At 61.1% G+C, this 13966-nt stretch carries 16 protein-coding genes and 1 pseudogene; 6 read left to right on the plus strand and 11 right to left on the minus strand.

The annotated features are described in order from the left end of the window. Nucleotides 1-37: 37 nt before the first annotated feature. Nucleotides 38-331, minus strand: a complete 294-nt coding sequence (locus V1289_RS49855) for a type II toxin-antitoxin system RelE/ParE family toxin (RefSeq protein ID WP_442896197.1) — start codon at nucleotides 329-331, stop codon at nucleotides 38-40. Beyond that, nucleotides 328-705, minus strand: coding sequence for a hypothetical protein (locus V1289_RS26760; RefSeq protein ID WP_334400221.1), 378 nt, complete (start codon nucleotides 703-705; stop codon nucleotides 328-330). The genes V1289_RS49855 and V1289_RS26760 overlap by 4 nt, the downstream gene beginning before the upstream one ends. Before the next feature lie 444 nt (nucleotides 706-1149). Between V1289_RS26760 and V1289_RS26765 the strand changes: the two genes are divergently transcribed. Then, the gene (locus V1289_RS26765; RefSeq protein ID WP_334400223.1) at nucleotides 1150-1272 is read left to right on the plus strand and encodes a hypothetical protein; all 123 of its coding nucleotides are present in this window, start codon (nucleotides 1150-1152) and stop codon (nucleotides 1270-1272) included. A 392-nt stretch (nucleotides 1273-1664) separates the two neighbouring features. After that, nucleotides 1665-2492 carry a hypothetical protein gene (locus V1289_RS26770; RefSeq protein WP_334400225.1) on the plus strand — a complete coding sequence of 276 codons (828 nt, stop codon included), beginning with the start codon at nucleotides 1665-1667 and terminating at the stop codon, nucleotides 2490-2492. A gap of 25 nt (nucleotides 2493-2517) precedes the next feature. Here the strand turns inward: V1289_RS26770 and V1289_RS26775 are convergent, their stop codons facing one another. The 6 genes and pseudogenes from V1289_RS26775 to V1289_RS26800 all read right to left on the minus strand — a co-directional run bounded on the left by V1289_RS26775 (nucleotide 2518) and on the right by V1289_RS26800 (nucleotide 6972). Next, complete coding sequence (locus V1289_RS26775) at nucleotides 2518-2970, minus strand: hypothetical protein (RefSeq protein ID WP_334400227.1); 453 nt, start codon at nucleotides 2968-2970, stop codon at nucleotides 2518-2520. A 276-nt stretch (nucleotides 2971-3246) separates the two neighbouring features. Continuing rightward, nucleotides 3247-3573: a hypothetical protein gene (locus V1289_RS26780; protein ID WP_334400229.1), complete on the minus strand. Its 327-nt coding sequence runs from the start codon at nucleotides 3571-3573 to the stop codon at nucleotides 3247-3249. 103 nt (nucleotides 3574-3676) lie between these two features. After that, nucleotides 3677-3955, minus strand: a pseudogene (locus V1289_RS26785) (lytic murein transglycosylase); the annotation flags it as partial. A gap of 55 nt (nucleotides 3956-4010) precedes the next feature. Continuing rightward, on the minus strand, nucleotides 4011-4352 hold the full coding sequence (locus V1289_RS26790; protein WP_334400231.1) for a hypothetical protein: 342 nt from the start codon (nucleotides 4350-4352) through the stop codon (nucleotides 4011-4013). Nucleotides 4353-4477: 125 nt separating this feature from the next. Further along, a complete protein-coding gene (locus V1289_RS26795) occupies nucleotides 4478-5278 on the minus strand; it encodes a lytic murein transglycosylase (protein WP_334400233.1) in 801 nt (266 codons plus the stop codon). Nucleotides 5279-6009: 731 nt separating this feature from the next. Next, complete coding sequence (locus V1289_RS26800) at nucleotides 6010-6972, minus strand: IS110 family transposase (protein WP_334395129.1); 963 nt, start codon at nucleotides 6970-6972, stop codon at nucleotides 6010-6012. A 489-nt stretch (nucleotides 6973-7461) separates the two neighbouring features. Here V1289_RS26800 and V1289_RS26805 point away from each other — a divergent pair, with 489 nt between their 5' ends. From V1289_RS26805 to V1289_RS26820, 4 genes are all read left to right on the plus strand, one after another. Continuing rightward, on the plus strand, nucleotides 7462-8625 hold the full coding sequence (locus V1289_RS26805) for a hypothetical protein (protein ID WP_334400235.1): 1164 nt from the start codon (nucleotides 7462-7464) through the stop codon (nucleotides 8623-8625). Between the two features lie 167 nt (nucleotides 8626-8792). Beyond that, on the plus strand, nucleotides 8793-10058 hold the full coding sequence (locus V1289_RS26810; RefSeq protein WP_334400237.1) for a serine hydrolase domain-containing protein: 1266 nt from the start codon (nucleotides 8793-8795) through the stop codon (nucleotides 10056-10058). Between the two features lie 63 nt (nucleotides 10059-10121). Beyond that, nucleotides 10122-10742, plus strand: a complete 621-nt coding sequence (locus tag V1289_RS26815; RefSeq protein WP_334400240.1) for a hypothetical protein — start codon at nucleotides 10122-10124, stop codon at nucleotides 10740-10742. Nucleotides 10743-10862: 120 nt separating this feature from the next. Beyond that, nucleotides 10863-11090 (plus strand): hypothetical protein, encoded by a 228-nt coding sequence (locus tag V1289_RS26820; protein WP_334400242.1) that lies wholly within the window; start codon nucleotides 10863-10865, stop codon nucleotides 11088-11090. 11 nt (nucleotides 11091-11101) lie between these two features. On the opposite strand, the gene V1289_RS26825 is transcribed toward V1289_RS26820, so the two are convergent. The 3 genes from V1289_RS26825 to V1289_RS26835 form a co-directional block, all read right to left on the minus strand. Further along, nucleotides 11102-11362, minus strand: coding sequence for a DUF1488 domain-containing protein (locus tag V1289_RS26825; protein WP_334400244.1), 261 nt, complete (start codon nucleotides 11360-11362; stop codon nucleotides 11102-11104). Nucleotides 11363-11548: 186 nt separating this feature from the next. Continuing rightward, nucleotides 11549-12865: a tetratricopeptide repeat protein gene (locus V1289_RS26830; RefSeq protein ID WP_334400246.1), complete on the minus strand. Its 1317-nt coding sequence runs from the start codon at nucleotides 12863-12865 to the stop codon at nucleotides 11549-11551. 24 nt (nucleotides 12866-12889) lie between these two features. Continuing rightward, entirely contained in the window at nucleotides 12890-13903 is a 1014-nt protein-coding gene (locus V1289_RS26835; RefSeq protein WP_334400248.1) for an aldo/keto reductase, read from the minus strand. Nucleotides 13904-13966 lie beyond the last annotated feature (63 nt).

The raw sequence follows: 13966 nt of genomic DNA on the forward strand, positions 1-13966 counted from the left end.
CCTCACTCCTGGGCGGCGCCGGCTGCGAGCATCGCCTTCACGCCGCCTCGTAAGGCGCGATTTTCCTGATCCGCGCCGCCAGCGCGCCTTCGGCGGTTTCGAGATCGAAGCGCGCCTGAATGTTCATCCCGAACGCAGCGCCGGTCTTGAAGAATTTGATGTCCACGTCTTCGGGACCCGCATCGGTCCACCTGAACACGACCCGCCACGGATCATTGATGCGGATCGAGTGCTTACCCGCCAAATCGCCCTTGAGAGCTTCAAGGCGGTTTCCGGGAAGCGATACCGCAGGCGTTGGCGGATACGCGCGTCCGCCATGGAGGACCGCTATTTGATCGTCGCGTGCACAGTTATTATCGACGTGCCAGAAGTCGTCGGCCCCTGACCCGTTGCCTTGATGGCAAAAGTATCGCTTCCCTTATATCTGGCCTTCGCCTTGTATTCGTAAGTAGCTATGTTGAGTTTTTTCAACTTGCCGTGTAGCGGCTTTTGTAAAATGTCCGAACCACTGACCGTGCCGCGCATCTTGATCGGAAATTGGCAACTTCCCCCAGACATGACGCTAATGTCGCCGGTCGAATTCTCTCCCCAATCCGCTAGTTCTGCTAATGTTGGACAGTCAGAAGCGGCCAGCGCTAAAGACACGGACATGAAGCTTGTAGCTCCAACGATAAACGCCAAAGCGGCTACTTTTGACAAACGCATAGTAGACTTCCTCGTCCTTATGCAAAACCTGCACTGACCAGGTTCCTCGGGTGAGGGGCGTATCATACCCCCCGAATTGGACGAGCGGGTGGCGCATGGAGCAGTTGACCGATGCGCAAGCGTGTCCCCTTGCGAAGAGGACGCGCATTGAAATGCTTCGTCATTGTTATTTTCTGTTATTCCACGCTGTCATAGTTCGGACAGTTCGAGAGCGCGTCAGGATCGCAAGGGGGCGACGGACGGGCGATCAAAGGTCGCGGCCGCCATATGGGAATGTCCAGCTTTGGCTGCATATTTGATGCCGATCCTGCGTTGTTAATACTCCATTAACCATGTCCGAGCACCATTGGTCCGTCCCTTCTGGAAACGTGTGTGCGAGCGAGAAGCCGTCGCCGCTTTGTCCCGGTGACGGCTTTTTGCCCTGCCGAGCCGTGGAGTAGAGCGATGTCTGAACTGGACAAGGTGCACCCTGAGGCAAATTTGCTTTCCGCATTCACCGCGACGATTGCCGTCGCCTTGGCCTTGGGCTTGCCGATGGCGGTAGCGATTATCTGGGTTTGTTCCTGATTTCCTCGCCTGGCCGTAGGGCAAGGCACTTGTTTGACTGGTGGCAATCAAGAAAGCTGTTGACGGAGAAATCCGCCGACAAACGACGCGTTGGCGGGTTCTTCGGACCGCACGTCATCCTTGAAGAATTGCGCAGTCGCATTCCTCGATGAGGTCGATCATGGCAAACGGATCTATCCGGCCTGCAAGCGGGCACTTTCGGATTAAGGCGACAGTGCACTAAACATTCCGTCCAATTAAGTGCATTGTCACCGTAATTCGCGGCGGCGTGATATAAAGGGCCGGAATGGAAGGAGAGACTGAAATGCAGGGTTACGGCGACGGTGCAGTTAATTCGCAATGCTTAATAGCAAACGCGACATATCAGTTGAATGCACTGGCGCCGTAATTCCATGCGGAAGATCGTTGACAGTAACTTTCTACAGGACGAGCGGCTACGGGATTACCTGGAGGCGTCGTCCGATAATTTTGCTGTCCTCACCGACTACGCCGCGATGGAGGCCTATAAGGGCAACACGCTCTTATCGATCCAGCGCTCGATGGCGATCTTAGCCGCATATCCCGCTCAGGTGATCGTTTTGCATGGCACGCAGCACGCGTGCAGTCTTGACGGCCGCGGGTCTGACTACTGGCGACGAATGATTGATGACGAGCAAACGAAAGGGTTTGCCGAGTACTGTTCACTGCTTCCCAGGGCGCAGAACGGGGACCCGAAGATAACGAGACAGTTGCTCGAACGTGGCCGCGAAGCGACGGCGCACATGGACCGAATGCTGGCGGATACGGTAACCATTACGGAGGCACTGGATGGAATCGCTGCAACATACACGTCGGGTGACCTGCGGCGACTGCGTTCGGGTGCGCCTTACACCGACGCGTTCATCGAAAAGACGCTTCGCCACGTGATGATGTTGGCCGCGATGCTGCTCGGCGATCATCCTACTGTAAGTACTTTCCCTGATGGTAAGGAAGCGCCCGATCGCTTTATCTTTCGTATTGCGCTGTGCATGATCTTGCTTGCGCTGAGGTGGATATCGGTCGGGGGTGCATTGAAGGTTAGCGCGCCGCGCTTGCGAAATGACCTCGTGGATATAAATTTCGCTACGTTCGCGACCTACTTTGACGGACTCCTGACCGCCGATGATAAGCTGACTTCCATCTACATCGAAGCGACTATCTGGCTTGAGAAAGTCTTCGGCACCCGCGATGGAGGCCAGTAGGATAATCTGACTGGCACTGATGGGCCTATCTACCCGTCGCTCCAAACAGATGATAGAGTTGGCTGCGAGTGTCCTCGGGACAGATGCCGAGAGGGTCACGCAACGAAATCAAGTAGTCGACTTGTTCTTTCGAATGATCGGGCAGGCCGTAGATATTTTGAAGCTCACTCTCTGTGAAATATCTCAGCAAATATTCGTAAGGATCAAGCTTCTTTGGAATCGCGATCTGAAGAATGAGGGCAAGGGAATTTCGATAGCTCATGGTCTTTCGTGCGAGATATATGCGCAGCAGGTCCCGGTAGCCCACGCTGCTATGGATGCCGGTCCGAAAGAGAACGACGCGGTTAAATTCGGATACAATCGCGTAATGTTCCTCAAGGAGCGATATCACCTCGAGATTGTCTCGGCTTGATACGTAGGACTTCGCTGTGCCGCTCCATCCCCCGCTTCGCGAAATCTTATCGCGGTCAAATGCCAAGCCACTCCGCACCTCCCGAGTGCCCGAAGTGAAATCGTGCGTTACGGAATGGTGAGGCGCTGCCGTGAGAATGTGAAGGTGGTTATTTGCTTTCCTGAGTTCGGCAAAGAATATGACAATTCCAGATTGCGGGATCAGCGCGGCCTTTAGGGCCGCGTATCTTGTCAAAACGTCAGGATCGCCCGAGACTAAGTGTCTATAGGCTTGAACTAAAGAAATTGCCGCGCAAGAATATGTATAAATCTCTTTGGTGGCCCTTTTGAGAAGGTGGTTTGTTTAATCGTCAGTGACCAAGTCGTGTTCAACCTGAGAATGGTACGTCCCTGCCAATTCAACGAGAGTCCTGCGGGACTCGCTCAAAATATCAAATGCTCTGTTGACGTTCGCCACGTCTTCATGGATCCCGCGAGCGGGATGCGCAGCTAAGTAGCGCTGATAATCTGGCTCACTTTGCATAACTAACCGAGTCAGGACGGTCTTATCCCTGATCTCGCCAAACTGTTCCCATTGAGAGTGAAGGGCGGCCACCATCTGCTTGTCAGCGGCTGCGGCCTGCTTCTCTAAAAGCGCAATTAGTTTGTCTGAGGGGAACGAATCGATCATTCCGTATTCTACCTCCACCCGGCGCGGCGTTCATCGGGGAAGCTTCACCGCCTCCGCACATCAAGGAATCCCCGCCCTACCGGACGTAGTCACCACCCGCCGCTTAGCCGCCCCCATCAATCTGCCTCCCCATAATCGCAATCGCCTTCTGATAGACCCCCGCTGCATTCCAGGCTTCGATCGCCGCAAAATTGGGTTCACCGGGCTGGTAGCCGGCGCCGGCGCGCCAGCCGTGGGCGCGGAGGAAGTTGGCGGTCGAGTTCAGCGCGTTGGCGGCGACGTCGAGATTGCCGGTGCCGTAGGCCAGAATGTTTTTTGGCATGAACTGGGTCTGGCCGACCTCGCCATGCATGGAGCCGCGCGTGGCGCCCGACAGCACGCCCCATCCCTTCGCTGCTGCAAAAGAAAAAGCCCGCATCGCAGCGGGCTTTTTGCCGCTACCAACCGCGGTATCCGCCGCCGCCGAAGCTAAAGCTTACGCTCGGCCCGCCATAGCCATAACCGCCGTAGTACGGCCCGCCGTACCCGCCGCCATAACCATAGTACGGCCGCGGGGCATAGCCGTAGCTCCCGTAATACGGACGGTAGTGACGATAGCCATAGTGGCGATAGTGGCGATAGCCGTAATGGCGATAATAACGATGGCGCGAACTCAGATCCGTGGATTGAGAAGCACCAGCCGTGGCCTTCGCTGGGCCAGAATGATCTGCAGCATCTGCAGCAGAACTTCCAATCAGCGCGGTTGCACCAACAGCAAGTACGATAGCCAACTTCTTCATGTGAGCACTCCTGGAAACGGTGTAGAGTGCTAATCGTCAGTTTGGCTCGATGTTCCGACGTGCGACACTAATGCCCGACAAGCTTTTGCCCGACGAGCCTCAGGCCACCGCCTCACCGCCCCGCCTTACTCGCCTCCATCAATCTGCCTTCCCATAATCGCAATCGCCTTCTGATAAACCCCCGCGGCATTCCAGGCCTCGATCGCCGCAAAATTGGGTTCGCCGGGCTGGTAGCCGGCGCCGGCGCGCCAGCCGTGGGCGTGGAGGAAGTTGGCGGTCGAGTTCAACGCGTTGGCGGCGACGTCGAGATTGCCGGTGCCGTAGGCCAGAATGTTCTTGGGCATGAATTGGGTCTGGCCGACCTCGCCATGCATGGAGCCGCGCGTGGCGCCCGACAGCGCGCCGCGGTCGACGAGCTTTAGCGCAGCGTAAAGCTGCTCGGTGAAGAATTCCGGGCGGCGGCAGTCGTAGGCCAGGGTCGCGATCGACGACAGCATGTTCTGGTTGCCGCGCTGGCTGCCAAAGCCGGTCTCCATGCCCCAGATCGCGATCAGCGGCCCCGGCGGCACGCCGTAGCGCTGCTGGATCGATGCGAACAATGCCGCTTGCGAAGCTTTAAGGGAACGGCCGCGCGCGACGATGGTCGAGGCGCCGCGCTTGGCGAGGAACTGATCGAGCGAAAGACCAAAACTGTGCTGGCTGCGGTCGGCGCCAATGGTTGCGCTCGCATAATGCGTCTGCATCAGGGCGGCGACCGCGGTGGCGCCGATGCCCTTAGCCCCGGCCTCGCGGGCGAACTCCTGCTTCCAGGTCTCGAAGCCACCCGGACCATTGCCGCATTGCGCCGCCTTCGCGTGCGGGGCGGCAGCCGCCAGCGCCGCCAACGCGATCAAAGTAGCCGTCGCAAGCCTGCTGCGCTGGGTCATTGAACACTTCTCCTGTTCGCACACGCTGTCTTCCGTCACCGATCACTATAGCATTTTCGGCGCCGACTTCCCTCTCCCCTTGTGGATGTTCAGACCGGGGAGAGGGGGGACGCGAAGTCGCCCTGCGGCCTCGCTTCGTCGTCATTGCGAGGAGCGATAGCGACGAAGCAATCCATGTCTCTGCATGCGGCGCTATGGATTGCTTCGCGGAGCCTGTCATCGGGCGGCGCTTTGCGCCGACCCGTTGGCTCGCAATGACGATGTGGAAGCATCAGGTGCGACAAAATTGCCCGACGGGCAAATCAGTAAAAGCCTGTCCAGTCCCTCGCGCAAAAATATTTCGCTTCCGCCGTCGGGCAAATCAGTGGTTTCTCTCCGCGCGTCTCACCCGAAAGAGGGGCGGGTCGCGATCGTCAGGTACGTTGCGGTGGGATGCGGTGGACGCGGATGTCACGAAGACGAACGTGGCGGAAGCGGACGGCGAAGTCGTGTGGTTCTGGCGCCCGACGCTGGCGCCAAGTTCGCGAGAGCCCAGGCTTCTCGCGGGCGATGGTGGCAAAAGAGCACGCCTCACCGGGGAGCAACTGTGATGAATTGGACCAGTGATCGGCCGGGTTCAAGGCTGGCAAGCGCCACCGCCTCCGGCGGCTTCGGCCTTGAGCCCGTCCGCTCACCGGTCCTTTGGCTTGGCAGGCGCTCGGTCGCAGACCGAGCGCAGAGGAGGCGCTCGATCAGCTCAATGCGTACCGATTGGCATCCCACTTTTGGCGCCGCTCGATCATGATGTTGAGAATGCTGATCAGCTTGCGCATGCAGGCGGTCAGCGCCACCTTCTTTTCTTTTCCCTTGGCAACCAGGCGATCGTAAAAGGCCTTGAGGACCGGATTGTGCTGTGTCGCCGCCCCAAGGCAGGCCATATAGAACACGTTGCGGATCCGACGGCGCCCGCCCTTGATGTGCCGCTCGCCTCGACGTCGGCCACTGTCGTCATCGTAAGGGGCGACACCCAACAAGGCCGCAACGATCCTGTTGTTGGCTTGCCCCAGTTCCGGCATGGCGGCGATGAGCGCAGCAGAGGTGGTGCGGGCGAGGCCCGGAACGCTTTCGATGATCTCGGCGAGTTCGGTAAAATGCGGCGTCGCCTGGATCTTGGCCGAGATCGCGGCCTCGATCTTGACCAGCTCGACACCGATCGTCTTCAGGATCCGGGCGTGAATCCGCTGCACCGCGGCCGGCAGCGCATGCTCGCCCTGGCTTTCCAGCTTGGTCTGCATCTCCTTCAGTGCCTGGCGCGCATTCACCATCTGATGAAGCTCTTCGCGCTTCGCGTCATAGGCTTGGCCCGGAGCTTCGTCGAAGGTCTCGGCGAACCAGGCAATCATCTCGGCATCGATCGTGTCATTCTTGGCGAGCCGTCCGGCCGATTGAGCGAAGCTGCGAACGCGCTTCGGATCGACGATCCGAACCTCGATCCTGGCATCACGCAGCGCCTTGGCCCACTCGCGCTCGTAGCCGCCGCTCGCCTCCATCACCGCCTTGCTGACCTTCCGCCGGCGGAGCCACGATGCCAGTTCGCGGCGACCTTCGGCTGTGGCTGCAAACGTGCGCCTCAAAGCCAGCGAACGAATGCAAACATCCACCTTGTCCTTGGCGACATCGATTCCCGCGACAACGAGATCATTTTGTGCCATCATCCAGCTCCCTTCCTTGCTCGGTTCGGGCTCCAAGCCCATGCAACTGTTCGGGTTGAGGAAGACACCGGACCTGTCCCACGCTCCCCGGCAGGCTCTATGGCCTTCGAGCACGAACGGGCTCAGATCCAGCGAACGGGCGGTTGGTCAAAACCGCCCGTTTGCACATTCTGACAGATTTTGCGGACACAAGAGCACGAAGTAAGCCGTAAACCACTGCGCAGGGAAGGCCGGATGTTCTCCGCTGAACCTGTATGCTCGTGTGCGCACTTCTTTGTGCAAATTGCACGCGTGACCGCGGGTGCAGCGCGCACCCGGCTTTCCCTGCGCCCTCTGTTTTCGAAGAGGGTGAACAATGACGCAAAACTCGGGCGCATCGCGCCGCGAGAACGCGGTTCCTTGCACGCAAAAAGCCGCTTCGAACTTCGGCCAGATCGGCTATACTACCCCACATTGATGCATATTATTATACAATTGCGAGGAGAAGCGGCGATGATCACATCGAAGGGGATCGGCCGATGCGCCAAAGCGCATGCTGCGGCACTTGTAACAGCTCTCTCAATCGCTCTCGTGTCCGCATTCGCCGCATCTGCGGCGCCGGGTAGCGAAATTCAGGGCTATCCGATCCTGGAGGCGCTTCAGGCCAAGGGCCAGACGCTTGCGCCCGATACCACGGACTGGATGAAAAAATGGAAGGGCATGAATCTCGACGATAGCGCGAGCTATCAATTCAAGGAATTGTCCGGGTCGACGTCGATCAACATGAAGATCGAGAAGATCGATACCTCGGACCCGAAAGGCTACAAATCCCGCGGATCCTTTATTCCGCACAACAGCGCGGCCAATCCCGATGTCGAGATCGGGGCCTTCCAACTCAGCGCGCTGATGGGTTTCGATTCCGTCTATCGTACGGCCGCACCCTATGTGCTTGGTCCCGTGGGCAGCAAGGCGCTCAAGTCGCTGATCGAAAGCGCTCACATCAGCAACCGGCAGCGGCTCGAAAACAAGGCAAATATACTCAGGGCGATCCAGACAGGCATGCCGCTGAAAGGGTGCGTCAAGGCCAAGAAGGACGATACCAACGCCACCCTGGACGAAATTGCAAATACCCACGCCGCGCCGAATGGCGCGCCAAACGCGAATCATCCGATCATTCGTTTGCTGCAGGCGTCCGCGCCACAGCCGGTGCGAGGCAGGAACGTCACGCTGAAGAGCGGCTATGTCGGAGACGAGCTTGAGCTGGCGCGCGAATATTCCGTGATCATGCTGATCGACGCGGTGACCCAGCAATGGGATCGCTACAGCGGAGGAAACGTCGTCATTCGAAAAGACGATCAGGGACAGGCGCATTTTTACGCGACCGACAACGGCGGCGCGGATATCTCCAGCAACTGGAGCGCGCGCAACCTGAACTGGTTCAGCCGATTCGACCGGTCCGCCGTCCAGAAGCTCGCCGATATCAAGCGATTCCTGGACGCGCCGGCAACGGGCTATCTCGGATACACCGATCCCAAGGCTTTCGTGGTCGATCTCGGTTTCTATTCGCTGATGGGGCCCGATATCTATGTGCAGCGGCTGACACGGAATCTCGGCTTCGTGCTGGACTATGTCAAAGCGACTGAAGCCAGATTCGGCAGCGCGGCTTATTTTCAGTGAGCCGATGCCGGCGCGACGGTGGAATCGCTGCGCACGGACGCATAGCCGTTGCGACCGCGTACGGCTTGTTGCCCTGGCGGGCGTGTTTTAGCATGCCCGTGGCGGAGCCGAATTGGCATAACAACCGCGACAATCGCGGGTAAAAAAATCCGCCCTGGGAGGAAATCATGAAGAAACTCATCTTGGCCGCGGCTGTTGTCGCCGGGTTCGCTGCTCATGCGGCGCAGGCCGGGCCATTGCCGGAGGCAAAGCCGGACGACGTCGGCTTCTCGCCAGCAGGGCTGGCCCGGCTCGACGATTTCTTCGCGCGCGAGATCGCCGCCAAACGCGTGCCCGGCGCCGTGGTCGCCATCGCCCGCGACGGCAAGCTCGTCCATTACAAGGCGTATGGCCAGCTCGATGCGACCAAGGGCACGCCGATGCCGATCGATGCCGTGTTCGCGCTGGCGTCGATGACCAAGCCGATGGTGGCGGTCGCAGGTCTCACGCTGATGGAGCAGGGCCGCCTGCCGCTTCAGGCCAAGGTCGCGGACTACTATCCGGGTTTTGCCGACATGATGGTGGGCGTCCCGCAGGCGGACGGCTCGTTGAAGATGGAAGCGCAGGCGTCGCCGATCGCGATTCACGACTTGTATCGCCACACCTCCGGCCTGATGTATGGCGGGCGGCCGGACTCTTCGAGCCCGCTGGCGCGGATGTACCCGGGTGGCACCGACCCCGCGATCGCGGGCGACACCCAGGCCTTCATCGATCGCATCACCAAACTGCCGCTGGTGCACCAGCCGTCGACGGAATTCGAATATGGGTTTTCGATCGACGTGCTCGGCGCGGTGATCGAAAAAGTCAGCTCGCAGCGGCTCGGCGACTATCTGGCGAAAAATGTCTGGCAGCCGCTCGGCATGAAGGATGCCACGTTCCACCCTTCGGAGGCGCAGCGCGACCGTCTCGCTTATCCGTTCCCCAGTGATCCCGTCACCGGCAAGCCGCAGAGCATCAAGCTTTTGGACACGCCGATCAAATTCGATTGCGGCGGCGCCTGCTCGTTCGCCACCGTCGGCGACTATGTCCGCTTCGGGCAAATGCTGCTCAACGGCGGCGAGCTCGACGGTCAGCGCATCCTTGGTCCGAAGACCGTGCATCTCATGACCTCCAACCACCTTGGACCCGAGATCAAGAACAACGTCGCGAATGTGGAGCCGCATCGCGGCGGCTTTGGTTTCGGCCTCGGCGTCGCGGTTCGCACCAGCGAAGGCCTGTCGTCGGTCCCCGGCAACCCCGGCGAGTTCACCTGGAACGGCGCCTACGGCACGCAGTTCTTCGTCGACCCGAAGGAGCGCCTCGTCGTGGTGGTCGGCACCGCGGCGCCCGGCGAACTGCGAAAATATTACCGCGAGAACGTCCAGGACATCGTCTACGGCGCCATGGTGAAGTGAGGTTCGCGGTTCGTAGGAAAATCGGGTTCGACCTGAGGTCGAGCCCTTGCGATAATGCAGGTCATGCCGACCACGACCGAGCCACCTCTCGCGATGAGCGCGCCGACCTCGACGCTGACGCCCGACACCGGGCCCGGCGTCGCCTACGGCACCGCCTTCGTGGCGGCGTCAGGCGCGCAAGGGGTGAGCGGGGCAGGCGTGTTGCGCCCGCTGATCGATGACCTGAATGCACAGACTGCGATGTCGCCGGCCGACAAGGCCACTGCCGCGCGGGTCGCCTGCAACGCGCAGAGCACCCCGGGCTGGGGCGCCGGCCCCGTGGTCGTCATGCCGAACGGCGATCTCATCGTCACGTCGCGGATGCACGCCCCGGAAGCGCCGGTGCTGGTCGTCAAGCCTGACGGCGCCGTCCTGCGCGGCACCGCCTGCATCGAGATGCTCGACGAGACGACGTGCCGGGTCTCGAACGTCAGGGAAGGGGCGTGGCCGTCCAGGGGGGGTGTGGATCGGCCCCTCGGATTAGCAGTAGTTCGTCGGGTGGGCAAAGCTAACATCGCGCCGCGAGAACGCGGGTTCCTGTTTCGCCGTCATTGCGAGCGAAGCGAAGCAATCCATCCCTCGGCTCGCGGAAGTATGGATTGCTTCGTCGCTGACGCTCCTCGCAATGACGATGCCGCTGTTTGACAATTGAATCAGAAGCGATCCAACCGTCACGGCTTCGTCATTAACCTCCAAGGCGAACGTCCACACGATGGTCGCATTAGAGTCACGTTGCCGCGCTATGTCCGCGCCAACGGAGTACGCATGACAAAGATTTCGCCCATCGACTTCAAGCCGGAACTCGTCGCCATGATGAAATCCGTGCTGGAACAGGCCTCGGCCCATATCGACACCGCGTCGGGCAAGCCCGCCACGCCGGCGACCAAGGCGAAGATGGCCTCGCGAATCCTTGCAACCGCCGCCGAAGGCATCACCGATGCCGGCACATTGCACTCGGTTGCGATTGAAGAAGGGCTATGCCCGGCGGATTGAGACCGGCCGTTTCAAAAGTTGGACGGGCCCAGATCGTAAGATCCCCGGCTGCCGCGAACGTAAACCCTGGCTGCCGCGGCGCAGATTTTATCGCGGTTGGCGTCGAAGGCATGCAGGAAGCCCGATTCGTCGGGCGGGACCCCCGGCTGCATCCGCGTCAGCGCCGCTTCGTCGACGAAAAACGACGCCTCGATCGCGCTGTCATATCCCCAAAACCGCACAGCGTGTCGCGTCCCGTCGTAGGAGCGACTATGGTTTGGAAAGTCGATCATTGTGATTCTCATCAGTAACCACGATGGCGACCCCAATACCCGCCGCCCCCGAGCAACAGCACGGCGACAACGGTTATCGGGATCAAAGCCATCGGAATTTTCCGCTGACGCCGACAATTGTTCGCCGCGCGCCAACGTATTCAACGGCGCGCTCGGGCTATTGTTCCCGGGAGACGCCAAAATGGCTCAACCCACCGCCGCCGCCATCCAGCGCGCATCGCGCGGCGAGGGCCGGCGATGCAAGCGCTGGTCGAGCAGCGTGCGGGCGCGGGCCAGTTCGCCGCCGCGCATCAGCGCGACGATGAAGGTGTCCTCGATGATTTCGCGCTGCGCGTGACTGCCGCCGATCCGCACGACATCGTCGAGCACCGGCGCCAGATGGCGGATGCAGCCCTGATAGTCCGCATCGGCAAAGGCGTTCATCGCCCGGCAGATTTTCGGCACCACAGGTCCGGCCGCCAGCTTGCCCTCGGACAAACGCTGCTCGATCACGCCGAGGCGCTGTTCCAGCGCGGCGGAGTTGTGGGTTGCGGCCGCGAACAGCGCCATATGGACGTCGGCGAACGGAATGCTCGATTTCGGAAAGGCGCGTTGCGCAAAGGCGTCCGCCTCGGTCCAGAGCTCGTGCGGCACGTCATGGCCGTAGGCCGAAAGCCGCCACAGCAGCGATGCGCCGTCGGAGATGACGTTGATCGGCGGCGCTGAGGTGACCGCGGGTTTCAGGACATCCGCATAAATCGCCAGCGCCTTGGCCGCATCGCTTTGCTCGAGCGCGCCCAGCGCCTGATGCCAGCTTATATGGCCGTGCAGGATGCCGGAACGGTCGTAGCCCGGGACCCACTCGGTCACCAGCGCATCGGCGTCGGCGAGCGAGCCGTCCTCGAACATCGCGTGGAGCAGGGAGTGCACCGCATTGGCGTTGGCGCGGCGCAGGCCGAAGGCGCGCTCCGTCATGGCGCGGCCGCGGGCGAGCTCGCCGTTCTCGGTCAGCGACCAGCCGTGATAGGTGAGGAACCACCAGTCGTCGCCGTAATGATGCGCGTGGCGTTCGCACAGGTCCACCCGCGCCTGGTCGTGGCCGGCCATGCCGGAAAACGCGAACAGCCCGAACGCGCCGAGCGGCAGCGACATCACCAGCGCATCGCGCGGCGCAGTTTCCAGATGCGCCAGGGCTGCGACCAGCGCCGCCGGGATCTGGCCTTCCACGGCCAGCGCCAGCGTCTCGACATGGCCCCGCTCCCGCTCCGTGCCGTTGCGGGCGACCAGCTCACGCGCCAGCGCCGCCTTTTTCCGCGCCACGTCGCCCTGCTGATAGAAAGTATGGATGCGGGCACGGGCGATCTGCGCCAGCGCGAATTCCGGATCGGCCGCGACCGCGCGATCGAACGCCTCCGCAGCACCCGTCCATGCCGACAGCAAGAGGTCGATGCCGTCGCGATAGGCGGTGGCGGCTTCAGAGGAGGTGGTCGACAGGGTCAGGCCGTAGCGATCCTGATGGGACATCGATGCCTCACGCGCGGTTTTGCTTCAGTTCGCCGTCTTCGCCCGCCGCCCCTCGATCGGATACGCCGGATCGTTGAATCCCGGCGTCGACGGATGTCCGCTCGTCACCAGCCGGTCGATCAGCGCCTCGTCCTCTGCGGTGAAGCGATAGTCGAGCGCCTTCAGGTAATCGTCCCATTGCTGCTCGGTGCGGGGGCCGGCGACCACCGCATTGACGAACGAGGAGTTGAGCACCCACGACACCGCGAACTGTCCGGCGGTGATGCCTCGGGCTTCCGCGTGGCTCCTGATCTCCTGCGCAAGCTGCAGCGATTCCGGTCGCCACTCGGTCTGCATCATGCGCTTGTCGTTGCGCCCTGCGCGGGTGTCCTTGTCGGGTGCGGCATCCAGGCGGTATTTGCCGGTCAGCACGCCGCGCGCCAGCGGGCTATAGGGCACGATGCCGAGGCCGTAATAGCCGCAGGCCGGAAAATGCTCGACTTCCGGCATGCGGTTCATCGCGTTGTAATAGGGTTGGCTGACGATCGGGCGGTCGATGCCGAGCCGGTCGCAGATGTTGCAGATCTCGGCGACGCGCCAGGCGCGGTAGTTCGAGACGCCGAAATAGCGCACCTTGCCCTGCCGGATCAGGTCGCCCATCGCGCGCACGGTCTCGTCCAGCGGCGTCGCATGGTCCTCCTTGTGCAGGTAATAGATGTCGATGTAGTCGGTGCCGAGCCGGTTCAGGCTTTCGTCCGCCGCCTGCAGCACCCAGCGCCGCGACAGCCCGCCGTGATTGGGATCGTCGCCGATCGGGTTGGCGAGCTTGGTCGCGAGCACCCAGTTCTGCCGGACGTTCGCAATCGCGCGGCCGACCACCTGCTCGGACTTGCCGCCATTATAGGCGTCGGCCGAGTCGATGAAGTTGATGCCGGCCTCGCGCGCTTTCGCCACGATCCGCGACGAGGTCGCCTCGTCGGTCGGCCCGCCGAACATCATGGTGCCGAGACAGATCGGCGAGATCTTCAGGCCGCTGCGGCCGAGTTGGCGGTATTGCATGTGGTCCTCACTCTTTGGGTTGTCATTGCGAGCCAACGGGTCGCGCGAATGCGCGCCCGATGA

The sequence above is a fragment of the Bradyrhizobium sp. AZCC 2289 genome, from assembly GCF_036924615.1.
Taxonomy (GTDB): Bacteria; Pseudomonadota; Alphaproteobacteria; order Rhizobiales; family Xanthobacteraceae; genus Bradyrhizobium.